This window comes from Saccharopolyspora tripterygii (genome assembly GCF_054778355.1).
This window is the reverse complement of the sequence record NZ_BAAGZP010000040.1, coordinates 160,662-182,095: the sequence shown is the minus strand read 5'-3', so window position 1 is coordinate 182,095 and position 21,434 is coordinate 160,662. Positions and strand designations below refer to the sequence as shown.

Below are 21,434 nucleotides of genomic sequence, written 5' to 3'. Positions count from 1 at the left end.
GTGGTCCCCCCGCTCTGGCAGCTCGCACCGTCCCGGCCGGGTTTCGGTGCCGCTCAGTACGACTTCGGCAGGCCCAGGCTGTGCTGGGCGACGTAGTTCAGGATCATTTCACGGCTGACCGGGGCGACGCGGGCGATGCGCGCGGCACCGAGCATGGCCGCCAGACCGTGCTCGGCGGTCAGTCCGGAGCCGCCGTGGGTCTGGATGGCCCGGTCCAGCGCGGCGATGCTCGCCTCGGCCGCGGCGTACTTGGCCATGTTCGCCGCCTCCGCGGCCTCCATGTCCTGCCCGGCGTCGTAGAGCGTGGCGGCCTTCTGCATCATCACCTTCGCCAGCTCCACCTCGATCTTGTGCTGCGCCAGCGGGTGCGCGATGCCCTGGTGCGCGCCGATCGGCGTCTTCCAGACCTGCCGCTGGTTGGCGTAGGACACGGCCCGGGACAGCGCGTAGCGACCCATGCCGGTGGACAGCGCCGCGCCGAGGATGCGCTCCGGGTTGAGGCCGGAGAACAACTGCATCAGCGCCGCGTCCTCCTCGCCGACCAGGGCCTCGGCCGGCAGGCGGACGTCGTCCAGGAACAGCGAGAACTGCCGGTCCGGGGCGATGATGTCCATCTCCATCGGGTGCGCGACGAAGTTCGGCGCGTCGGTGGGCACGACGAACAGCGCGGGCTTGAGCTTGCCGGTCGCCGCGTCCTCGGTGCGCGCGACGACGAGCACGGCGTCGGCCTGGTCGACGCCGGAGATGAACACCTTCTGGCCGCTGAGGATCCAGTCCGCGCCGTCGCGCCGGGCGGTGGTGCTGATGTGGTGCGAGTTCGATCCCGCGCCGGGCTCGGTGATCGCGAAGACCATCGTGGTGCTGGCGTCGGCGAGGCCGGGGAGCCAGCGCTGCTTCTGCTCCGGCGTGCCGTACTTGCCGATGATCGTGCCGCAGATCGCGGGCGAGACCACCACCAGCAGCAACCCGGCGCCCTCGGCGGAGAGCTCCTCCTGCACCAGCGCGAGCTCGTAGATCCCGGCGCCGCCCCCGCCGTACTCCTCGGGGATGTTGACGCCGAGGAAGCCGAGCCTGCCCGCCTCCGCCCAGAGCTCGGTCAGCGGCTCCTGCTTCCGGGCCTTCGGCAGCACGTAGTCGACGTGGTTGTAGCGCTGGGCGAGCTTGGCGACGGAGGCCCGCAGCTCCTTCTGCTCGTCGGTTTCGATGAAGCTCATCAGCTCTCCTCGGAGTCCGGGGTGTCGACCACGGCCAGCACGGTCCCGACCTCGACCTGCTGTCCTGCGGTCACGTTCAGCTCTGCGAGCACCCCGTCGGTGGGCGCGGCCACGGTGTGCTCCATCTTCATCGCCTCCAGCCACAGGATCGGCTGTCCTGCGGTGACGCGGTCGCCGGCGCTCGCGGCCAGCCGGATGACCTTGCCCGGCATCGGTGCCAGCAGCGATCCCTCCACGACCCGTTCCGCCGGGTCGGTGAAGCGGGGCCGGCGCACCAGCGCCACCGGGCCCAGCGGGGAATCCACGCAGACCAGATCGTCGTAGCGGGCGATGCTGAAACTCCGCCTGAGCGGGCCGTTCTCGCCCGGGACGTCGAGCACCACCTCCGACGGGGAGGACTCGACGACCGCGAGACCGGGGTGCTCGACGATCTCGAACCCTGTGCGCTTCGCGAGGTAGGACACCGCGACCTCCCGCTCCCCGCAGGTGTGCACCTTGGTCTGCGGGACCGACGGCAGGTTCCGCCACCCGGACGGGATCCGCGCGTTGACGCCTGCGGCGAGCCGGTTCTCGGCAGCGTAAGCCAGCGTCGCGGCCACGGCGGCGAGGTCCGCGGTGTCCTCGGACGCCAGCGGTCGGGCCAGGGTGTCCAGGCCGTGCCGGTCGAAGAACGCCGTGTCGGTGTCGCCTGCCAGGAACGCGGGGTGCCGCAGGATCCGCACGAGCAGGTCGCGGTTGGTGACCAGGCCGTGGATCCGCGCGCGGGACAGGCTCGCGGCCAGCAGCCGGGCGGCCTCGTCCCTGGTGTCGCCGAAGGAGATGACCTTGGCCAGCATCGGGTCGTAGTGGATGCTCACCGCGTCGCCGCTGCGGAAACCGGAGTCCAGCCGCACACCGGGGGAGGTCAGCACATCGAACTCCGCTGCGGTGCCGCCGAATTCGATCCGCCGCAGCGTTCCGCTCTGCGGGCGCCAGTCGTGGGCGGGGTCCTCGGCGTAGAGCCGCACCTCGATCGAATGCCCTTGACAGGCGGGCGGTGTCGGCGGCAATGCGTGCCCGTCGGCGATCTGCAGCTGGAGCCGGACCAGGTCGACGTCGGTGGTGTTCTCGGTGACCGGGTGCTCCACCTGGAGGCGGGTGTTCATCTCCAGGAAGTAGAACTCGCCCGCCTCGTCGGCGAGGAACTCGACCGTGCCCGCACCCTCGTAGCCGATGGCGGAGGCGGCCAGCCGCGCCGCGTCGAACAGGCGCGTGCGCATCTGCTGACCGATCCGCTCCACCAGCGGGGACGGGGCTTCCTCCACGACCTTCTGGTGCCTGCGCTGGATCGAGCACTCCCGCTCGCCGAGCGCCCACACCGTCCCGTGCCGGTCGGCCAGGACCTGAACCTCGATGTGCCTGCCGGTTTCCAGGTACCGCTCGCAGAACACCGCCGGATCGCCGAAGGCGGATTCCGCTTCGCGGCGCGCGGCGTCGAGCTGCCCGGGCAGCTCGGAGAGTGCCCGGACCACCCGCATGCCGCGGCCACCGCCACCAGCGGAGGCCTTGACCAGCACCGGGAGGTCGGCCTCGGTGACGGCGTCGGGATCGAGCTCGGGCAGCACCGGGACCCCGGCGTCTGCCATCAGCGCCTTGGCCTCGACCTTGGACCCCATCGATTCGATGGCCTCGACCGGAGGGCCCACCCAGCGCAGACCGGCGTCGATGACCGCTTGGGCGAACGCGGCGTTCTCCGACAGGAAGCCGTAACCGGGATGCACCGCGTCGGCACCGGACGACCGCGCGGCCCGCACCAGCTGCTCGGCCCGGAGGTAGGTCTCGGCGGGGGTGTCGCCGGGGAGCCGGACGGCCACGTCGGCTTCGGCGGTGTGCGGTGCGGTGGCGTCGGTGTCGGAGAAGACCGCGGTCGTGGACAGGCCCATCCGGCGTGCCGTGGCGAAGACGCGCCGGGCGATCTCACCTCGGTTGGCGACGAGAACGTGGGTGATCATCGCGTGGCTCCTCACATCCGGAAGACGCCGAAGCCCTCGGCGCCTTCGATCGGGGCGTTGTGGATCGCCGACAGGCACATCCCCAGCACCGTGCGGGTGTCGCGCGGGTCGATCACGCCGTCGTCGTAGAGACGACCGGACAGGAACATCGGCAACGACTCGGCTTCGACCTGGTTCTCCACGGCTTCGCGCATCGCCGCGTCGCCGGCCTCGTCGAACGGCTGACCCTTGGCCTCCGCGGCCGCGCGGCCGACGATCGAGATCACGCCGGCCAGCTGGGCGGGCCCCATCACCGCGGACTTCGCGCTGGGCCAGGAGAACAGGAACCGGGGGTCGTAGGCCCTGCCGCACATGCCGTAGTGCCCGGCCCCGTAGGAGGCGCCCATCAGCAGGGAGAGGTGCGGGACCTTGGAGTTGGACACCGCGTTGATCATCATCGCGCCGTGCTTGATGATGCCGCCCTGCTCGTACTCGGCGCCCACCATGTAGCCGGTGGTGTTGTGCAGGAACAGCAGGGGAGTCTCGGCGCGGTTGGCCAGCTGGATGAACTGGGTCGCCTTCTGCGACTCCTCGGAGAACAGCACCCCGCGCGCGTTGGCGAGGATGCCGACCGGGTAGCCGTGCAGCTCGGCCCACCCGGTGACCAGGCTCGACCCGTAGCGCGGTTTGAACTCGTCGAAGTCGGAGCCGTCGACGACCCGCGCGATCACCTCGCGCGGGTCGAACGGCACCTTCAGGTCCGTGGGCACCACGCCCAGCAGCTCGTCGGGGGAGTGCAGCGGTTCGCTGACCTCCGCGCGAGGGGCCGGTCCCCTCTTCCGCCAGTTCAGGCGTTTGACGATGGAACGGCCGATGCGCAGCGCGTCGGGCTCGTCCAGCGCGTAGTGGTCGGCCAGGCCGGACACCCCTGCGTGCATGTCGGCGCCGCCCAGCGACTCGTCGTCGGAGTCCTCCCCGGTGGCCATCTTCACCAGAGGTGGTCCGCCGAGGAACACCTTCGAGCGCTCCTTGACCATCACCGTGTGGTCGGACATGCCCGGGATGTAGGCGCCGCCCGCCGTGGAGTTGCCGAAGACCAGCGCGATGGTCGGAATCCCCGCCGCCGACAGGCGGGTGAGGTCGCGGAACATCGCGCCGCCGGGGATGAAGACCTCCTTCTGCGTCGGGAGGTCCGCTCCACCGGACTCGACGAGGGAGATCACCGGGAGCCGGTTGCGCTCCACGATCTCGTTGGCGCGCAACGACTTGCGCAACGTCCACGGGTTGCTGGTGCCGCCGCGCACGGTCGGGTCGTTCGCGACGATCATGCACTCGACGCCTTCGACGACGCCGATGCCGGTGACCACCGAGGCGCCCACCTGGAAGTCGCTGCCCCACGCGGCCAGCGGGCACAGCTCCAGGAACGGCGAGTCCTCGTCGAGGAGCAGCTCGATGCGCTCCCGCGCCGTGAGCTTGCCGCGCTTGCGGTGCCGCTCCACCTTCGACGGGCCACCACCGGCGACCGCCGTCTCGTGCGCGGCCTCGACCTCGGCGAGCTTGCCGGTCATCGCCTCGACGGCCTCGGCGTAATCGCCGGAACCGGTGTCCAGCGCGGATCGCAGGATCGTCATGCTCGGTACCCCAATCGGTTCGCCGCCAGTCCGGTCATGATCTCGGTGGTCCCGCCGCCGATGCCCAGGATCCGCATGTCCCGGTACTGGCGTTCGACCTCGGACTCGCGCATGTAGCCGAGCCCGCCGAACAGCTGCAGCGCCTGGTGCGCCACCCACTCACCGGCTTCCACGGCGGTGTTCTTGGCGAAGCACACCTCGACGGTCAGGTCCTGCTCGCCCGCGACCGCGCGCTCGGCGAGCCTGCGCGTGTAGACGCGGGCGACGTCGATCTTGCGGGCCATCTCGGTGAGCGTGGTCTGCACGGACTGGCGGGTGATCAGCGCGCGGCCGAAGGTCTCCCGGTCCCGGCACCACTGCTCGGCGAGGTCCAGGCAGCGCTGCGCGCTCGCGTAGGCCTGCACGGCCAGCGACAGGCGTTCGCTGAGGAAGGCCTGCGCGATCTGGAGGAAACCGGAGTTCTCCGGGCCCACCAGGTTCTCGGCGGGAACGCGGGCGTCGGTGAACGACAGCTCAGCGGTGTCGGAGGCCTGCCAGCCCATCTTCTCCAGCCGGCGGGAGACGGTGAACCCCGGCGTCCCCTTCTCCACCACCAGCAGCGACACGCCTCCCGCGCCGTCCTCGCCGGTGCGCACGGCGGTCACGACGTAGTCGGCGCGACAGCCGGAGGTGATGAACGTCTTGGCGCCGTTGACGACGTAGTGGTCGCCGTCGCGGTCGGCGCGGGTGCGCAGGTGCCCGACGTCGGAGCCGCCACCGGGCTCGGTGATGGCCAGCGACCCGATCTTGCGACCGGCCAGCGTGGGTCTCACCCAGCGCTCGATGTGCCGCGGATCGTGCGCGGCGACCATGTGCGGCACGGCGATCCCGCAGGTGAACAGCGAGGCGAAGGTGCCGCCCGAGCCGCCCGCGTAGTGCATCTCCTCGGCGATGACCGCCGCGTCGATGAGATCACCGCCGCCACCGCCCACCTCGACCGGCAGGGCTGCGCCGAGAAGTCCCAGCTCGCCGGCCTTCTCGTGCAGCCGGCGCGGCAGCTCGCCGTCGCGTTCCCAGCCGTCCTGGTGCGGCAGGACTTCGCTGTCGACGAAGCGGCGCACGGTGTCCCGCAGCGCTCGGCGCTCGTCGTCCTCCCACGGGTTCACAGCAGCGCCTCCGGGACCTCGACGTGGCGGGACCGCAGCCACTCGCCGAGCCCCTTGGCCTGCGGGTCGAAACGCGCCTGGGCCGCCGCGCCGTCGCCGAGGATGCCCTCGATCACGAAGTTCAGCGCCCGCAGGTTCGGCAGCACCGTCCGGGAGATCGGCAGTTCGGCGGCTTCCGGCAGCAGCTCCCGCAGGCGGTCTGCGGTGAGCGCGTGCGCCAGCCAGCGCCACTGCTGCTCGGTGCGCACCCACACGCCGACGTTGGCGTTGCCGCCCTTGTCGCCGCTGCGCGCCGCCACGAACGTCCCCAGCGGGGCGCGGCGGGTGGGGCCTTCGGGAAGTGGCGGCGGCAGAGCCGGTTCGGGCAGGACTTCCAGCCGTCGCGCCTCCGCCTGCGGCGGTACGTCCACCCGGTCGCCGTCCGGGAGCACGGCGGTGTGCGGGACCTGGGCCGGGTCGACGTAGCCCGCGGTGAAAACGCCGTAGGGCGAGGCCTTCCCGGGGACGCCGGTCAGCGAGCACCCGGGGTAGCTGGCCAGGGCCATCTCCACGGCCACGCCGGAGAAGGCGCGGCCCACCACGTCCTGGTCCGCGTCCCGCACCACGCAGCGCAGCAGAGCGCTGGCCCGTTCCTGGGTGTCGGCGTCCGGGCGGTCGAGGCGCGCCAGAGTCCAGGTCAGCTCCGCGGGGCGGCGCTCCAGCCCGGATTCCAGATGGTGCTGCGCGAGTTCGGCCTTTGCCTCCACGTCCAAACCCGTGAGCACGAAGGTCATCTCGTTGCGGAAGCCGCCGAGGGAGTTGAGCGAGACCTTGAGCGCGGGCGGCGGTGCCTCACCGCGCGCGCCGCTGAGCCGGACCCGATCCGGGCCCTCCTGGGTGACCTCGACGGTGTCGAGCCTGGTGGTGACGTCCGGACCGGCGTAGCGCGCGTCCTGGATCTCGTACATCAGCTGCGCGGTCACGGTGTCCTCGGTGACCGCGCCGCCGGTCCCGGGGTGCTTGGTGATGGTGCTGGACCCGTCGCGCCGCAGTTCGGCGATGGGGAAGCCCGGCCGGGTCAGGTCGTCGATCTCGGTGAAGAAGGCGTAGTTGCCCCCGGTGGCCTGCGTGCCGCACTCGATGACGTGGCCGGCCGCGACCGCGCCGGCGAGCGCGTCGTGGTCGTCGCGCCCCCAGCAGAAGTGGGCCGCGGCGGGGCCGGCGATGACCGAGGCGTCGGTGACCCTCCCGGTGACCACGACGTCGGCACCGGCGTTGAGGCACTCCACGATTCCCCAGCAGCCGAGGTAGGCGTTGGCGAGCAGGGGAGAGCCCAGGTTCAGCTCGGCGGCCCGCGCGGTGAGGTCGTCGCCCTCGACGTGCGCGACCGCGACGTCGAGGCCGAGCCGGCCGGTGAGCTCGCGGATCCGCGCCGCGAGACCGGCCGGGTTGGCGCCACCGGCGTTGGCGACGATCCGCACGCCGCGCTCCACGGCGAGCCCGAGGCAGTCCTCCAGCTGGCGGAGGAACGTCCTGGCATATCCCAGTTCGGGGTCCTTGAGCCGGTCGCGACCGAGGATGAGCATCGTCAGCTCGGCCAGGTAGTCGCCGGTGAGCACGTCGAGCTCGCCGTCGGTGAGCATCTCGCGCATGGCCGAGAACCGGTCGCCGTAGAAGCCCGAGCAGTTGCCGATGCGGAGGAGTTCCGGGTCGGATCCGATCACGAGTGCTGCCCCGCCTTCCTGCCCTTGCCCGGCGCTCCGGCGAAGGCCTGCGCGATGGTGAGCCAGTGCGCCGCGTCCTCGCCGACCGCCTCGACGGCCAGGTCGTCGCGATGCCTGCGCTGGGTGACCAGCAGGCAGAAGTCCAGCGCGGAACCGGAGATCCGCTGCGCGGCGTCGGCCGGGCCCCATTCCCACGCCTCGCCGCGCGGTCCGACGAGGTCGACGCGGAACGGTTCGGCCGGCGGGTTCTGGCCGTGGGTGGCGTAGGCGAAGTCGCGAGTGCGCACGCCGATGTGCGCGACGTTGCGCAGGCGTGCGGTGGGGGCGCGCGTGACGCCGAGCGCGTCGGCGACGTCCTGGCCGTGCGCCCAGGTCTCCATCAACCGCGCGGTGGCCATCGAGGCGACGCTCATCGGCGGGCCGAACCAGGCGAGCTTGCGCGTGTCCTCGATCCGGCGCAGCGACTCGGCCAGGTGGCCTCGGCCGAGCCGCCAGGTCGAGAGCAGATCTGCGGGGCGAGCGCGGGCACCCGCCTCGGCGCCCGCGTCGACGAAGCCGAACGGGTCCTGCATCGCCTCTTCGACGACGGTGGCGAACCGGTCCGGGTCGGTGGTCGACAGCAGCGCCACATCATCGGTCCAGGCCAGGTGGGCGATCTGGTGGGCGATCGTCCACCCCTCAGCGGGAGTCACGAGCGCCCACCGCGACTCGTCGAGCCCGGCGACGAGTTCGTCGAGCTCATCGCCTTCCGCACACAGGTCATCCAGCAGCGCGCCCACGTTGGCCATGCCGACCAGGGTGAGCCCGCGAAGGAGAAAAATCAAGCGCGCATGATTGATTTGCAGGTGGAGGGTTGGCCGGAGCCGTAGCCCCGCCCAGCCCCCACCCCGTGACGAGGTCGCCGGCTCAGCTCGTACGTGCCGTTGAAGTCGACCGGCTTCAGGTCTCCCGTGAGGCAGCCGCGGGCCGCTGAGGCGAGATCCAGCTTCGCCTCAGCCCGGATCGACGTCCTTTGTGGACTGATCCCGGCCGGTGACTATTGTGCAGATCGGAGCATGAGCCGGAAGTCGTTCTGCAGACGCAAAAACGCCGTCTCACTGGAAGGAGTGAAGATGGTGCTTTCGGCCATCGGGAGCGATCAGGAGTCGTTAGGTTCGATCTAGGTCCGGCAGCGATACCGAGCACTTCGCAGGGGGTTGGGTCAAGGTGTCCCTCGGGACGGAATTCATTGGGGGAGCGGGAGAAGAGCCGATTCCGTTCTTCTCCCAGGCGCGCACCTTCGAACGGTTCTGGCCGGAGATCGGTGCCCGCGTGGCGGAGGTGTTCGACAGCGGGAAGTTCTCCCGCGGAAAGCAGGTCGGGGAACTGGAATCCGCGCTTTCGGCATATACCGGCGCGCGTCGGGTGGTCGGCGTCAACAGCGGGACCGACGCACTGGTCCTGCTCCTGCGGGCGCTCGGGCTCAGCGCGGGCGACGAGGTCGTCGTCCCGGCGTACTCCTTCATCGCCACCGCATCGGCCGTGGTCCTGGCAGGCGGCACACCGGTTTTCGCCGACATCGACCCCATCACCCACGCGCTGGACCCGGCGGAGGTCGCCAGGGCGGCCACACCGCGAACCCGATTCGTGATGCCCGCGCACCTGTTCTGCCGGATGGCGGACATGAGCGGTCTGAACCAGGTCGCCCGCGATCTCGAGCTGACCGTCGTCGAGGACAGCGCCGAGGGCATCGGGATGCGCCAGCGCGGGGTGCACGCGGGCCTGCACGGCGCCGGCGGGGTGCTGTCGTTCTTCCCCACCAAGACGCTCGGCGCGCTCGGTGACGCCGGGGCGGTGCTCACCGACGACGACCGGCTGGCCGACACCGTCGCCAGCCTGCGCTACCACGGGCGCCGGGGAGGCACCCTCAACGACTTCGCAGCGATCTCCTCCGAGACCGCGCTGTGCGGCACCAACAGCAAGATGGACGACATCCAGGCCGCGATCCTGCTCGTCAAGCTGCGGCACCTCGACGAGGCCATCGCGCGCCGGGCGGAGCTCGCCGAGCGCTACCGGCGCGGACTCGAAGGAGTCGTGCGGCTGCCGGAGCCGGGGGAGGACCCGGTGTTCTACGTGCACCTGATCGAGGTCGAGCTCCGCGACGAGCTGGCGCAGCACCTCGCGGAGCGGGGGATCGGCACCGAGACCTACTACCCGGCGCCGCTGCACCTGCAGCCGTGCTTCGCCGGGCACGGGCACGAGCGCGGTGATTTCCCGCGCGCCGAGGCGGCCGGCGCGCGAGCCCTCGCCCTGCCGCTGCACCCCGACCTGACTCCGGACGAGGTCGACCGGGTGTGCGCGGCGATCCGCGAGTTCTACGCCGGGAGGCCCTGATGGAGATCCCGTTCTTCCCGCCGGACCTGTTCGAGGACGACCGCAAGGTCATGCTCGACCTGATCCGCGAGATCGGTGTCGCGCCGGAGCAGAAGTTCATCCTCGGCGAGCACACCCGGGTGTTCGAGGAGACCCTGCGCGAGAAGCTCGGCGCGGCCGACGTCATCGCCTGCGGCAGCGGCACCAGCGCGCTCGGCCTGGTGCTGCGCGCGATGGACATCGGGCCCGGCGACGAGGTCGTGGTGCCCGCGTTCGGCTGCGCGCCGCTGGCCTCGTCGGTGCTGGAGGTCGGCGCGCACCCGGTGTTCGCCGACGTCGACCGGCGCACCATGGTCATCGACCCGGACGACGTGGCCGCGCGGATCACCCACCGCACGAAGGCGATCATGCCCGCGCACATGTTCTCGGTCATGGCCGACATGCCGCGGCTGACCGAGATCGCAGCCTCGCGCGGGCTCCGGCTCGTGGAGGACTCGGCGGTGGCCCAGGGCGCGGTCATGGCGGGAACCCCGGCCGGGTTGTGGGGAGAGGCGGGCGTCTACTCCTTCGTGCAGGTCAAGTCGTTCGGGATGCCGGGCGAGGGCGGAGCGGTGGTGACCCGCGACGCCGAGCTGGGCGCGCGGATCCGGATGCTGCGCAACCACGGTCAGCGGGAGCGGTTCGTGCACGAGGTCATCGGCCTCAACAGCCGCTTCGACGAGATCCAGGCCGCGTTCCAGACTTACCGGTCGGCGGGGTTCGCCGAGCGCCTGGCCCGGCGTGCGCGCATCGCCGAGCACTACACCGAGCGCTTCGCCGGCCTGCCCGGAATCGTCCCGCCACCGGCCGGGCACGACGGGCGGTGCTACTACGTCTACTGCGTGCAGAGCGACGGGCGGGACGAGCTGCGCGCATTCCTCGCCGCGCGGGGGATCGGCTCGCACGTGCACTACCCGCGTCCGCTGCCCGAGCAGCCCGCGTTCGCGCCGCACGCACCGGTCGCCGAGCGGTGGGTGAACGCCGAGCACGCCTGCGCGCGGATCCTGGCGCTGCCGGTGCACCCGCACCTCACCGACGGCGAGGTCGAGCGCGTCGCCGACGCGGTGCGCGAGCACAGCGAGGGCGCGCGTGTCCGCTGAGGTCGTGGAGAACCGTTCGCGGAGCGAGCTTCGCGGATACCGATCCACCCGTCACAGTCCACAGTAGACTGTGAAGTTCTCTTTCGTGACACGACAACGGCCCGTATCGTCGCCCCTCGCCGGATCACGCTCGGGTGGGCGCAGCGGCGTGGCGGCTGCCAGGGCGCGGCCTGTGCGACCGGTCGTGGGGCCGGGGTGGACACGCGGGATGGGGTGGGTGCCGGAAGTCACTGACCGTGAGGTGTGGACGGTGGCCTGCCTGATCGTTAGTTTGGGGGCCGCTGTCCGGACTTGACGACGCTGTTAGGGGAGGGATCGGGCGATGGCGCCTCTTGACCTGCTGTGCGCTGTGTTGATCCCGCTCGCCGTGGTGATCGGGACGGCCGCCGCCATGGTCGGCCGCAAGGTCGTCGCGCAACGGCTCGCGGTCACCTCCGGTGCACTCGCGGTAGTGGGACTGGCGCTCGTCTCGGTCGTGTCGATGTTCGGCCTCTGAGCCACCCGCGCGTCCGGGTGATGCCGGAGCGCGGTCTGTTGGAACCCCGTGTGCGGATCGGTAGGAACGAGGGAGGAGCGCGGCAGCGGCCGGGCTCGCCGCTGATCATCGCGCCGGGAGGGTTCCTCGTGTCCGCAGCCGAATTCGCGCGCAAGCTCCGCGCTCGGGACGAACTGGTCGGTTACTGGATCGCGCTGGACGCGCCCGCCGCCACGGAGCGGGTCGCGCGGGTGGGCTACGACTACGTGGTCGTGGACGTCCAGCACGGACTCATCGGCCGTTCCGGGATGCTCAACGCGATGCTCGCCATCGACGCGGCGGGTGGTGCCGATGGTCTCGTCCGCGTAGCGGCCAACGACCCCGCCGCGATCGGCCACGCCCTGGACGCAGGGGCCGCGGGCGTCATCGTGCCGCTGGTCGACACGCCGGAGGACGCCGCCGCCGCGGTCGAAGCCACCCGATACCCGCCGCGCGGGCGCCGGTCCTACGGGCCGATGCGGTCGAGCCTGCGGGTCGGCCCGCGGCCGTCGGAGGCCGACGAGGCGACGGTGGTGATCGCGATGATCGAGACCCCGCAGGGGCTGGCCCACGTTCGCGAGATCTGCGCGACCGACGGGCTCGACGGCGTCTACGTCGGTCCCGCCGACCTGTGCCTGGCCGTCGGCGGTGCCCACCCGGGCGATCCCGCGGTGGCCGAGGAGTTCGAAGCCGCAGTCGAGACGATCCGGCAGGCGGCGGCCGAGGCCGGGATCGCCGCCGGCTTCCACGTCTCGGAGGGCAGCGGCGTCGCGCCGCGATTGGCTCAGGGCTACACCTTCGCCAGCGTCTCCTGCGATCTCCTGCACCTGGAAGCCGCCGCCGCAGGCCATCTCCAGGCGGCGCGAGGCGGCGCCTAGGTGTACTGACCTGAGAGGTTAGGTACGCGGTTGGCGGGTGGTTGGCGGGCGCCGTCGTGTTGTTGGGTGGGTGGGGAAGTTTTCATGAAAACTTCCCCACCCAACCAACAAGCCACCCACAACACGACGTGCATCAGGAGTGGCGCATGGAATCGGCGGAGGCCTTGCGCTTCCGGTAACTGCATCGCCACGCAAGGCGTCCCGAACGGTTGTCAGAGGTTCGCCACGCAAGGCAATCCCGACGGTTGTCAGAGGTTCGCCAGGATCGACTCGACCACACGGTCGGTGCCGGCGTTCCCGCCGACGTCGGGGGTGAGCAGGCCTGCCGCGGTGGTGGCCTCGATGGCCCGGCGGACGCGGGCTGCTTCCTCGGTCAGGCCGAAGTGCTCCAGCATGAGCGCAGCGCTGCCGATCGCGCCGATCGGGTTGGCGAGGCCCTGACCTGCGATGTCGGGGGCGGAGCCGTGGACGGGCTCGAACATCGAGGGGAATCGGCGGTCCGGGTTGAGGTTCGCGCTGGCCGCGAGCCCCAGGCTGCCTGCCAGGGCCGAGCCCAGGTCGGAGAGGATGTCGGCGTTGAGGTTGGAGGCCACCACCACCGACAGGTCCTCGGGCTTGAGGACGAACTTCGCGGACATCGCGTCCACGAGCACGCTCTCGGTCTCCACGTCCGGGTAGTCGGCGGCGACGCGCTCGAAGACCTCGTCCCAGAGCACCATCCCGTACTGCTGGGCGTTGCTCTTGGTCACCGACGACACCTTCTTGCGCTCCCGGCCGCGGGCGAGGTCGAAGGCGAAGCGCATGATGCGCTCGCAGCCCTTCTCGGTGAACAGCGCGGTCTGCAGCGCCACCTCGTTGCCCGGGCCCCGGGCCGCGAGGTTCCGGCCGCCGAGGCCCGCGTACTCGCCCTCGCTGTTCTCCCGGACCACCACCCAGTCCAGCGGGATGCTGTCGGCCTTGCGCAGCGGCGAGGTGATGCCGGGGTGGAAGTGCACCGGGCGGACGTTGGCCCACTGGTCGAAGTTCTGGCAGATCCGCAGCCGCAGCCCCCACAGGCTGATGTGGTCGGGCACCGTGGGCCAGCCGACCGCGCCGAAGTACAGGGCGTCGAAGTTGCGGAGCTCGTCCAGGCCGTCCTCGTCCATCATGCGGCCGGTCTTCTCGTAGTAGCCGCATCCCCAGGGGAATTCGGTCCACGAGAAGGAGAACTCGCCCCCCGAACCCGCGGCGAGCGCGTCCAGGACGGCGCGGCCCGCGGCGACGACCTCCGCGCCCACCCCGTCGGCCGGGATGGCGGCGATCTTGAACTCCTGTGCTGCCACTGTCGGTCACTCCCCGCTGCGCTGACGGCCGTTGCGGGTTCGAGTGAAGCGCGCCGGGAGACGATCCGTCCAAGACCGGATGCCGATCGCACCGATAGGACCTGGCTATGCGTGCTGCTCCACCGGTTCGAGCGGGTGGGTGCGGGCGACGTCGAGGAAGGCTCGGGAGGCCGGCGACAGCGGGGCGGACCGGCTCAGCAGGGCGACGTGCAGCTCGGCGGACGGCTCGATGCGCGCGGCTCTCGCCCCCGCGCGGCGGGCCAGCGGCGCCCAGGCGGACGGCAGGATCGCGAGCCCGACGTGCTGGGTGACCAGCGGCAGGATCGAGGTCCGGTGCGCCGCCTCGACGACGATCTGCGCATCGACGCCGGAAGCCAGGACCTCGTCGGCGATCTGGCGCATCAGGCTGCCGCGCGGCGAGACGATCAGTCGGGCGCCCTCCAGCGCGGAGCGGGAAACCGGTGTCCCCTCGGGCATGCCGGCCTCCGGTGTGCCGACGAGCACGAAGTCCTGCGATCCGAGCGGCAGCACGTCGACACCGGGTGCTCGCACAGGGCCAGGGGTGCCGACCAGGCCGAGCTCGCACGCCCCGTGCCTGATCTTGTCCACCACCTCGTCCGGGGTGAAGGCGGCGTCGGCACCGACGGTGATCCCCGGATGCCGCTCGCAGAACACGCGGGTCAGCGTCGCGAGCGGTTCGATGCCGGGGGAGGGCATCGTCACCAGCTCCACCCGGCCGCGCGCGACGCCCTTGACCGATTCCATCGTCGCGCGGGCGGTGCGCAGGTCGCGCAGGACTTGGCGCGCGGGCTCGATGAGCTCCCGGCCGGCTTCGCTGAGCACCACGCCGCGGCCGATCCGGTGGAAGAGCCGCACGCCGAGCGACTTCTCCAGGCCGGCGATCGTCTGCGACAGCGACGGCTGAGCGATGTGCAGGCGCGCAGCGGCCTTGCCGAAGCCGTCGTGGTCGACGATCGCGAGGAAGTATTCGAGCTGGCGCGCGTCCACCGACGACCTCCCCGGTCAGAGCTCATTCATTCGCGCAACCTATCAGTCGGGTAGTGATTCCCTGTTGGACCTGCCGTTGCGCCCGGGGTCACGGTGGTGCTCCCCAGATTCGCGCCGACGACGGCGTCCTGATCGATGTGCAGGAGTGTGCAATGACGCAGACCGCACAGAACCCGTTGCCGCACAACGGGGTTCGACCCGAGCCGAAGCCCTGGTGCCGGCAGTTGTACGTGCAGGTGCTCGTCGCCATCGTCCTCGGGATCGTGGTCGGCGGGGTGTGGCCGGGCGTCGGAGAGTCGATGCAGCCGATCGGCGAGACCTTCATCGCCGCGATGAAGATGCTCATCGGGCCCATCGTCTTCCTCACGATCATCGGCGGGATCGCCGGCGTCGCGGACTTGAAGAAGGTCGGTCTGACCGGGTTGAAGGCGCTGACCTACTTCCAGGCCGGAACGATCGTCGCGCTCGCCATCGGCCTGGTGGCGATCAACCTGGTCCGGCTCGGCGACGGCGTCAACGCCGATCCCGCGACGCTCGATGCCAGTGGAACCGCCCAGCAGTACGTCGAGTCGGGGCAGGACCAGCACTGGTGGGAGCTGTTCACCGGACTCGTCCCGGAGAGCTTCTTCGGCGCGTTCGTCGAGGGCGACATCCTGCAGGTCATCTTCCTGGCCGTGCTGTTCGGCATCGCGATCAACGCGGTGGGGGAGATCGGTGAACCCGTGGTGGCGGGGGTCAAGCGGCTCACCGAGATCGTGTTCAAGGTCCTGAGCTTCGTGATGCGGGCCGCTCCGCTGGGCGCGTTCGGCGCGATGGCCTACGCGATCGGGAAGTTCGGGCTCTCCACGCTGACCAGCCTCGGTTCGCTGATCGCCCTGTTCTACGTCACCTCGCTGGTGTTCGTTGTGGTGGTCCTGGGCGGGTTCCTCGCCGCTTACGTGCGGCTGAACATCTTCCAGCTCTTCGCCTACCTCAAGGACGAGTTCTTCCTGGTGCTGGGCACCTCCACCGCGGAGCCGGCGCTCCCCGGCCTGATGCGCAAGATGACATTCCTGGGTGCGGACCGCTCGACCGTCGGCCTGGTGGTCCCGACCGGGTACAGCTTCAACCTCGACGGCGCGGCGATCTACCTCTCGCTGGCCACGCTCTACATCGCGCAGGCCACGAACACGCCGCTGAGCATCGGCCAGCAGCTCGGCCTGCTGGCGGTCATGCTGCTGACCTCGAAGGGTGCGGCAGGCGTGGCCGGTGGCGGTTTCATCGCGCTGACGGCCACCCTGTCGACCATCGGGACCGTTCCGACAGCGGGAATCATGCTGATCTTCGGCATCGACAAGTTCATGTCCGAGTGCCGGGCCCTGGTCAACTTCTACGGCAACGCCGTGGCGACCTTGGCCATCGCGAAGTGGGACGGAGCGCTCGACGTCGACCACGCCCGCGCGGTGCTCGCCGACCGGTCCGCTGCGGAGCGCTCGCAGGTCTGAGGAAAGCAGCAGCCCCGGAGCCGTTTCCTCCTCGATGAGGAGGCCGAACCGGACGCAGTTCGGGGCTCCGGGGCCGGGTAGCTGCCTGGAATTCGCCGACCGCTCTCCCGCGGCGAGACCCAGGGGATCCGCGCACGACGGGTCGGCTGTGTTGCCGGGGCGGTCCTAGCGGACAGCCACCTCACAAGTCCTGTTGGTATTCAACTTCGGACCACCTCCTTTCCTGTGTGCCCGCAGGTTATGACCTGTGCGGCCCGACGGGCAACAGATTTTTTCCGCCGCCGTCGTCGCAGGTCAGAGCCTGCTGTTGCCGATGTCGGTTTGACGTGAATACCCCCTGGGGGTATATCTTCGGTGCGGATGGGTGGAGCACCGTTGCGAGGGGGCGTCATGAACCACGAACACCACGGCGCAGGCGCGGGGCAGGACCGGCGCGCGCTGACCCGGTCGGCGATCAGCGCGACCGCGCACTGCCTGACCGGATGCGCCATCGGCGAAGTGCTGGGCATGGTGATCGGCACCGCGCTGGGCTGGGGGAACCTCGGCACCATCGTGCTCGCGATCGTGCTGGCCTTCGTCTTCGGCTACAGCCTCACGATGCTGCCGGTGCTGCGCGCCGGGGTGGGGCTGGGCGCGGCCGTCGGCGTGGCGTTGGCCGCCGACACCCTGTCCATCACCGTCATGGAGATCGTCGACAACCTGTTCATGGTGCTCATCCCCGGAGCCATGGACGCCGGGCTGACCAGCTGGTTGTTCTGGGGGTCCCTCGTCGCGTCCCTGGCCATCGCCTTCGTCCTCACCGTCCCGGTGAACCGGGCCCTGATCAGCCGGGGCAAGGGGCACGCGGTGGTCCACCAGTACCACCACTGAACGGCAGGTGAGCTGCCCGGATACGCTCGTGGCATGCCGATGTCCGTACGCCTCGCCACCGCCGAGGACCGCCCCGCGGTCCTCGCGCTCCTCCAGTCCGCGCAGCAGGACGCCGTGCCGGAGGACGAGCGCGGGCGGCAGGGGTTCGTCCAGGGCGAGTGGGACGAGGACAAGCTCGCCGCCTTCAGCGGTGGGCCGGGCATCTTCCTGGTCGAGGACAAGGACAAGCTCGCCGGGGTGCTGCTCACCTCGGAGGGCGGCGGTTCGCTGCCCCCGCCGGCTCGGCGGACCGTGGAGCTGACCCAGAAGCTCGAAGGACCCGTCCTCTACTACGGTCCGGTGGTGGTCGCGCCGAAGTACCGCGGCAAGGGCGTCCTCCGGTTGCTGCTGTCCGGGATGGCGATGATGCTCGGCGACCGCTATCCCAGCGCCGCGCTGTTCGTCGAGAACAGCAACGAGCGCTCGCTGAAGGCGCACCGCGCGCTCGGCATGACCAAGCACGCCAGGTTCACCCTCGACGATCGCCCGTACACGATCTTCACCTTCACCCCGAAGGAGTTCCGGCCGAAGCCCGCCCGGTGACCGGCAGGCTCACGCGCCCAGCAGGGCGAGCGCTTCGGCGCTGCTGAGGCAGCCCGCGGTGGTGAGGTTCAGGTTCGCCACCGAGGTCTCGTGCACGGCGGGGTCCGCTGCCGCCGTGCAGTCGCTCACCACGTGCGCGGTGAACCCGAGGTCGGTGGCGTGGCGCGCGGTCTGCTCGACCGTGAGGTTTGTGGCGACGCCGGTGATGAACACCGTCTCGACGCCGCCTGCCTGCAAGCGCGAGGCCAGGTCGTTGCCCGCGAGGCCGGAGAGCTTCTGGTTGTCCACCACGACACCGCCGCCGGACATCTCCGGGATCAGCCGGGCGCCGGGGGAGTCGGGCCGGAACTGCTCCTGGGCGTCGCCGACCGCGCGCATGAAGTCGGTGTTGCGCACCAGCTCCCCCTCGCCCTCCGGGACCGTGAAACGGGTGAACAGCACCGGCAGGCCCGCCTTCGCGTGGAAGCTCGCCGCTCGCTCGACCACGCCGCTGCGGGCCACCGGCTCGGCGAGCATCGCGCCGAAGAAGCCCTCCGGCTTGATCACGTTGACCTGCCAGTGCAGCGCCAGAACCGCGCTCGTCCCCGTCGTCATACCGGCATCGTGCCCGACGGAACGGGTCCGGTGCTGAGGTTCGGTCAACTCCCGGTTCCACATAGTGGATCTTGAAGCGGGCTCGCCGCGCGAGTCGTATGCTCCCGGGCACGGTGCGCGAACCGAGCACTGTGGACGGTGAGGAGTGGCCGATGCGGCATGCGCTCAGGTGCGCACTGCTGTTGCTGACGCTGGTGGTGCTCGCTCCTGCGCAGGCAGGTGCCGCGGCCGCGCAGGGCGCAGAACAACCCGTGATCAGAGTGGGCACCGAGGGAACCTACCCGCCGTTCTCGTTCCACGACCCCAGATCCGATGCGCTCACCGGCTACGACATCGAGGTCGTCCAGGCGATCGCCGAGCGCGCCGGGTGGCGGCTGGAGTTCGTCGAAACCCAGTGGGACGCGGTGTTCCCCGCGCTGGACGCCGGTCGGATCGACGTCATCGCCAACCAGGTGTCCAAGAACTCCGAGCGCGCGGCCAAGTACGGGTTGTCCGACACCTACACCTACTCCCGCGGTGTGATCGTCCGGCGGACCGGCGATGAGAGCATCAAGACCCTCGACGACCTCAGGGGCAAGGTCACCGCGGAGTCGGCCACCTCGAACTGGGCGCGCATCGCCACCGAAGCCGGCTCCCGGGTGGAGTCGGTGGAGGGCTTCGCGCAGGCCGCCGCGCTGCTGTCGCAGGGCCGCGTCGACGCGATCGTCAACGACAACATCGCGGTGCTCGACTACCAGGCGAGCACCGGATCCGGTGACGTGGAGATCGCGGGCAACGCCGGCTCGGAGACCAGCGAACAGGTCCTCACGTTCCGGCAGGACGACCGCGAGACGCTCGACGCGGCCAACCGCGCGATCAGCTCGCTGAAGGCCGACGGCACGCTGCGCGGGATCTCCGAGAAGTACTTCAAGGCCGACGTCTCGGTGCCCGACGGCGGCAGCGCCGACCCGTCGCAGGGGCGGGACCACCTGTCCACCTGGGAAGTCGTGCGCAACACGGCGTGGCCGATGTTCGTCGGCCTGGTGCAGGTGACCATCCCGCTCACGGCGCTGAGCTTCGCCATCGGACTGGCGCTGGCGCTGCTGGTCGCGCTCGCCCGGATCTCCTCGTACCGGGTGCTCTCCGGCCTCGCCCGCGCGTTCATCTCGATCATCCGCGGAACGCCGCTGCTGCTGCAGCTGTTCATCGTGTTCTACGGGCTGCCGCAGCTGGGCGTGAAGTTCCCGCCGTTCACCGCGGCGGTCATCGCCTTCAGCCTCAACGTCGCCGGCTACGCCGCCGAGGTCGTGCGCTCGGCGATCCTCGCGGTGCCCAAGGGCCAGTTCGAGGCGGCGGCCACGATCGGGCTGAACTACCCGCAGACCCTGCGCCGGATCATCCTGCCGCAGGCCACCCGTACGGCGGTCCCGCCGCTGTCGAACACCCTGCTGTCACTGCTCAAGGACACCTCGCTGGCCTCGGTGGTGCTGCTGACCGAGCTGTTCCGGCAATCGCAGCTGGCGGCGGCCCAGAGCAACGAGTTCCTCGCGCTGTACGCCTTCGCGGGGCTGTACTACTGGCTGATGTGCGTCGCGCTCTCGGCGGTGCAGAAACGACTGGAAACCCGACTGGACAGGTACGTGGCCCGATGACCGAAACCCAGCAGAACCTCCGGATCCGGGTGCGCGGCCTCGAGAAGTCCTTCGGCGACCGGCCCGTCCTGCGCGGCATCGACTTCGACTCCCCGGTCGGGACCTCGACGGTTGTGCTCGGGGCCTCCGGCTCCGGCAAGTCGACGCTGCTGCGCTCGCTCAACGCACTGGAAGTCCCCGAGCGAGGCTCGGTGGCCATCGGCGACGTCGAGGTCGACTTCGCCGGACTCCCGGCGGGCCGCTCCGGGCGCAGGAAGACCGAGGGACTGCGTGCGCAGAGCGGGATGGTGTTCCAGGCGCACAACCTGTTCCCGCACCGCACGGTCCTGGAGAACGTCGTCGAAGGACCCGTCGTCGCGCAGCGCCGCCCCCGCGAGGAAGCCGTCGCCGACGCCCGCGCGCTGCTGGAGCAGGTCGGGCTCGAAGACCGCGGCGACACCTACCCGTTCCAGCTCTCCGGTGGTCAGCAGCAGCGGGTCGGCATCGCGCGGGCGCTCGCGCTCAAGCCGAAGGTCGTGCTGTTCGACGAGCCCACCTCGGCGCTGGACCCGGAGCTGGTGGGCGAGGTGCTGGCCGTGATCACCGACCTCGCCTCCCAGGGGTGGACGACGGTGATCGTCACGCACGAGATCCGCTTCGCCCGCCAGGTCGCCGACCAGGTGCTGTTCCTCGACGACGGGGTGATCGTCGAGCGGGGCACCAGCGACGAGGTCATCGGCGATCCTCAGCAGGAGCGGACCCGCCGGTTCCTCAGCAGGATCCTCGACGCCGGCTGAGCCCGGGCTCCGGCTGGGAGTTGCTTGAGGAAGGCGGCGGAGCCGCTGTTTCAGGTGTGGGACTCAGCTCGCACCGCCGCGGGTTCGCCATCGCCTTCGTGGCGAGTACGCCGGGACGCTGATGTCCACGCCCGGGGTAAGCGGCATACTCAAGGAGCGGCGCACGGAGTCCACGGCGATCAGGTTCCGCTACCCGCACCGCCACGCAAAAGAATCAATAAACAGCTCCTAGTGGTCGCCGTCGACGTAGAGCCAGGTCTTGCCCTCTCGGGTGAACCGGCTGTGCTCGGCCAGCGAGGAGGTCGCGCCCCGGTGGCGGTAGTGGGCCCGGAAGTCCACGGTGCCCTCGGTGTCGAACGGGCCGCCGCCGCTGCGGTCGACGATCTCCAGCCGGAGCCAGCGCTGCGCCGGGTCGAGGTCCAGCTCCGCCGGACGCGTCCTCGGGTGCCAGGTGCGCAGCAGGTGGTCGGCGTCGCCGACGGCGAACGCCGAGTAGCGCGAGCGCATCAGCTGCTCGGCGGTGGCCGCCTCGCGCTCGCCCGCGTGCAGCGGGCCGCAGCAGTCGTCGTAGGGCTCGCCGAGTCCGCAGGGGCACAGGTTCACGCTCACCCGCGCAGCCTC

General features: G+C 70.7%; 19 protein-coding genes. 9 read left to right on the top strand and 10 right to left on the bottom strand.

Translation table 11 applies throughout. The features are described 5' to 3' along the window. Positions 1-53 precede the first annotated feature (53 nt). From ACYVF3_RS28180 to ACYVF3_RS28155, 6 genes are read right to left on the bottom strand one after another with little or no spacing between them, the layout of a single operon-like run. Positions 54-1,214 carry an acyl-CoA dehydrogenase family protein gene (locus ACYVF3_RS28180; RefSeq protein ID WP_461157296.1) on the bottom strand — a complete coding sequence of 387 codons (1,161 nt, stop codon included), beginning with the start codon at positions 1,212-1,214 and terminating at the stop codon, positions 54-56. Then, positions 1,214-3,205: an acetyl/propionyl/methylcrotonyl-CoA carboxylase subunit alpha gene (locus tag ACYVF3_RS28175; RefSeq protein ID WP_461157295.1), complete on the bottom strand. Its 1,992-nt coding sequence runs from the start codon at positions 3,203-3,205 to the stop codon at positions 1,214-1,216. Before ACYVF3_RS28175 ends, ACYVF3_RS28180 begins: the two co-directional genes overlap by 1 nt. An 11-nt stretch (positions 3,206-3,216) precedes the next feature. Continuing rightward, on the bottom strand, positions 3,217-4,815 hold the full coding sequence (locus ACYVF3_RS28170) for an acyl-CoA carboxylase subunit beta (RefSeq protein WP_461157294.1): 1,599 nt from the start codon (positions 4,813-4,815) through the stop codon (positions 3,217-3,219). After that, the gene (locus tag ACYVF3_RS28165) at positions 4,812-5,960 is read right to left on the bottom strand and encodes an acyl-CoA dehydrogenase family protein (RefSeq protein ID WP_461157293.1); all 1,149 of its coding nucleotides are present in this window, start codon (positions 5,958-5,960) and stop codon (positions 4,812-4,814) included. The genes ACYVF3_RS28170 and ACYVF3_RS28165 overlap by 4 nt, the downstream gene beginning before the upstream one ends. Further along, a complete protein-coding gene (locus ACYVF3_RS28160) occupies positions 5,957-7,663 on the bottom strand; it encodes an acyclic terpene utilization AtuA family protein (protein ID WP_461157292.1) in 1,707 nt (568 codons plus the stop codon). Before ACYVF3_RS28160 ends, ACYVF3_RS28165 begins: the two co-directional genes overlap by 4 nt. Beyond that, positions 7,660-8,451, bottom strand: a complete 792-nt coding sequence (locus ACYVF3_RS28155; protein WP_461157291.1) for a TIGR03084 family metal-binding protein — start codon at positions 8,449-8,451, stop codon at positions 7,660-7,662. Before ACYVF3_RS28155 ends, ACYVF3_RS28160 begins: the two co-directional genes overlap by 4 nt. A gap of 418 nt (positions 8,452-8,869) precedes the next feature. Here ACYVF3_RS28155 and ACYVF3_RS28150 point away from each other — a divergent pair, with 418 nt between their 5' ends. The 4 genes from ACYVF3_RS28150 (at position 8,870) to ACYVF3_RS28135 (ending at position 12,546) form a co-directional block, all read left to right on the top strand. Beyond that, positions 8,870-10,036, top strand: a complete 1,167-nt coding sequence (locus tag ACYVF3_RS28150; RefSeq protein ID WP_461157290.1) for a DegT/DnrJ/EryC1/StrS family aminotransferase — start codon at positions 8,870-8,872, stop codon at positions 10,034-10,036. Further along, positions 10,036-11,154 carry a DegT/DnrJ/EryC1/StrS family aminotransferase gene (locus ACYVF3_RS28145; protein WP_461157289.1) on the top strand — a complete coding sequence of 373 codons (1,119 nt, stop codon included), beginning with the start codon at positions 10,036-10,038 and terminating at the stop codon, positions 11,152-11,154. The genes ACYVF3_RS28150 and ACYVF3_RS28145 overlap by 1 nt, the downstream gene beginning before the upstream one ends. Before the next feature lie 322 nt (positions 11,155-11,476). Further along, positions 11,477-11,650, top strand: coding sequence for a hypothetical protein (locus ACYVF3_RS28140; RefSeq protein ID WP_186459233.1), 174 nt, complete (start codon positions 11,477-11,479; stop codon positions 11,648-11,650). Between the two features lie 128 nt (positions 11,651-11,778). Next, positions 11,779-12,546: an HpcH/HpaI aldolase family protein gene (locus ACYVF3_RS28135; protein ID WP_461157288.1), complete on the top strand. Its 768-nt coding sequence runs from the start codon at positions 11,779-11,781 to the stop codon at positions 12,544-12,546. Positions 12,547-12,794: 248 nt separating this feature from the next. Here ACYVF3_RS28135 and ACYVF3_RS28130 read toward each other — a convergent pair whose 3' ends face one another. Further along, positions 12,795-13,868: a tartrate dehydrogenase gene (locus ACYVF3_RS28130; RefSeq protein WP_461157287.1), complete on the bottom strand. Its 1,074-nt coding sequence runs from the start codon at positions 13,866-13,868 to the stop codon at positions 12,795-12,797. Between the two features lie 105 nt (positions 13,869-13,973). Then, complete coding sequence (locus ACYVF3_RS28125; protein WP_461157286.1) at positions 13,974-14,876, bottom strand: LysR family transcriptional regulator; 903 nt, start codon at positions 14,874-14,876, stop codon at positions 13,974-13,976. 152 nt (positions 14,877-15,028) lie between these two features. Here ACYVF3_RS28125 and dctA point away from each other — a divergent pair, with 152 nt between their 5' ends. The 3 genes from dctA (at position 15,029) to ACYVF3_RS28110 (ending at position 17,812) form a co-directional block, all read left to right on the top strand. Next, positions 15,029-16,360 (top strand): C4-dicarboxylate transporter DctA, encoded by a 1,332-nt coding sequence (gene dctA / locus ACYVF3_RS28120; protein ID WP_461157285.1) that lies wholly within the window; start codon positions 15,029-15,031, stop codon positions 16,358-16,360. Between the two features lie 390 nt (positions 16,361-16,750). After that, positions 16,751-17,230, top strand: a complete 480-nt coding sequence (locus tag ACYVF3_RS28115; RefSeq protein WP_461157284.1) for a DUF4396 domain-containing protein — start codon at positions 16,751-16,753, stop codon at positions 17,228-17,230. Between the two features lie 33 nt (positions 17,231-17,263). Next, positions 17,264-17,812 carry a GNAT family N-acetyltransferase gene (locus tag ACYVF3_RS28110; protein ID WP_461157283.1) on the top strand — a complete coding sequence of 183 codons (549 nt, stop codon included), beginning with the start codon at positions 17,264-17,266 and terminating at the stop codon, positions 17,810-17,812. A gap of 9 nt (positions 17,813-17,821) precedes the next feature. Here ACYVF3_RS28110 and ACYVF3_RS28105 read toward each other — a convergent pair whose 3' ends face one another. Continuing rightward, complete coding sequence (locus ACYVF3_RS28105; RefSeq protein WP_461157282.1) at positions 17,822-18,406, bottom strand: cysteine hydrolase family protein; 585 nt, start codon at positions 18,404-18,406, stop codon at positions 17,822-17,824. A 152-nt stretch (positions 18,407-18,558) separates the two neighbouring features. Here ACYVF3_RS28105 and ACYVF3_RS28100 point away from each other — a divergent pair, with 152 nt between their 5' ends. Further along, positions 18,559-20,037, top strand: coding sequence for an ABC transporter substrate-binding protein/permease (locus ACYVF3_RS28100; protein ID WP_461157281.1), 1,479 nt, complete (start codon positions 18,559-18,561; stop codon positions 20,035-20,037). Beyond that, the gene (locus ACYVF3_RS28095; protein ID WP_461157280.1) at positions 20,034-20,813 is read left to right on the top strand and encodes an amino acid ABC transporter ATP-binding protein; all 780 of its coding nucleotides are present in this window, start codon (positions 20,034-20,036) and stop codon (positions 20,811-20,813) included. The genes ACYVF3_RS28100 and ACYVF3_RS28095 overlap by 4 nt, the downstream gene beginning before the upstream one ends. Positions 20,814-21,041: 228 nt before the next feature. On the opposite strand, the gene ACYVF3_RS28090 is transcribed toward ACYVF3_RS28095, so the two are convergent. After that, on the bottom strand, positions 21,042-21,422 hold the full coding sequence (locus ACYVF3_RS28090) for a YchJ family protein (RefSeq protein ID WP_461157279.1): 381 nt from the start codon (positions 21,420-21,422) through the stop codon (positions 21,042-21,044). Positions 21,423-21,434 lie beyond the last annotated feature (12 nt).

What these genes read in the sequence shown, in the direction of transcription:
- dctA (WP_461157285.1), top strand. Translation starts at nt 15,029, where the DNA reads ATGACGCAGACCGCACAGAACCCGTTGCCGCACAACGGGGTTCGACCC.
- ACYVF3_RS28155 (WP_461157291.1), bottom strand. Translation starts at nt 8,451, where the DNA reads ATGGCCAACGTGGGCGCGCTGCTGGATGACCTGTGTGCGGAAGGCGAT.
- ACYVF3_RS28175 (WP_461157295.1), bottom strand. Translation starts at nt 3,205, where the DNA reads ATGATCACCCACGTTCTCGTCGCCAACCGAGGTGAGATCGCCCGGCGC.
- ACYVF3_RS28140 (WP_186459233.1), top strand. Translation starts at nt 11,477, where the DNA reads ATGGCGCCTCTTGACCTGCTGTGCGCTGTGTTGATCCCGCTCGCCGTG.
- ACYVF3_RS28145 (WP_461157289.1), top strand. Translation starts at nt 10,036, where the DNA reads ATGGAGATCCCGTTCTTCCCGCCGGACCTGTTCGAGGACGACCGCAAG.
- ACYVF3_RS28105 (WP_461157282.1), bottom strand. Translation starts at nt 18,406, where the DNA reads ATGACGACGGGGACGAGCGCGGTTCTGGCGCTGCACTGGCAGGTCAAC.
- ACYVF3_RS28100 (WP_461157281.1), top strand. Translation starts at nt 18,559, where the DNA reads ATGCGGCATGCGCTCAGGTGCGCACTGCTGTTGCTGACGCTGGTGGTG.
- ACYVF3_RS28110 (WP_461157283.1), top strand. Translation starts at nt 17,264, where the DNA reads ATGCCGATGTCCGTACGCCTCGCCACCGCCGAGGACCGCCCCGCGGTC.
- ACYVF3_RS28095 (WP_461157280.1), top strand. Translation starts at nt 20,034, where the DNA reads ATGACCGAAACCCAGCAGAACCTCCGGATCCGGGTGCGCGGCCTCGAG.
- ACYVF3_RS28180 (WP_461157296.1), bottom strand. Translation starts at nt 1,214, where the DNA reads ATGAGCTTCATCGAAACCGACGAGCAGAAGGAGCTGCGGGCCTCCGTC.
- ACYVF3_RS28115 (WP_461157284.1), top strand. Translation starts at nt 16,751, where the DNA reads ATGAACCACGAACACCACGGCGCAGGCGCGGGGCAGGACCGGCGCGCG.
- ACYVF3_RS28170 (WP_461157294.1), bottom strand. Translation starts at nt 4,815, where the DNA reads ATGACGATCCTGCGATCCGCGCTGGACACCGGTTCCGGCGATTACGCC.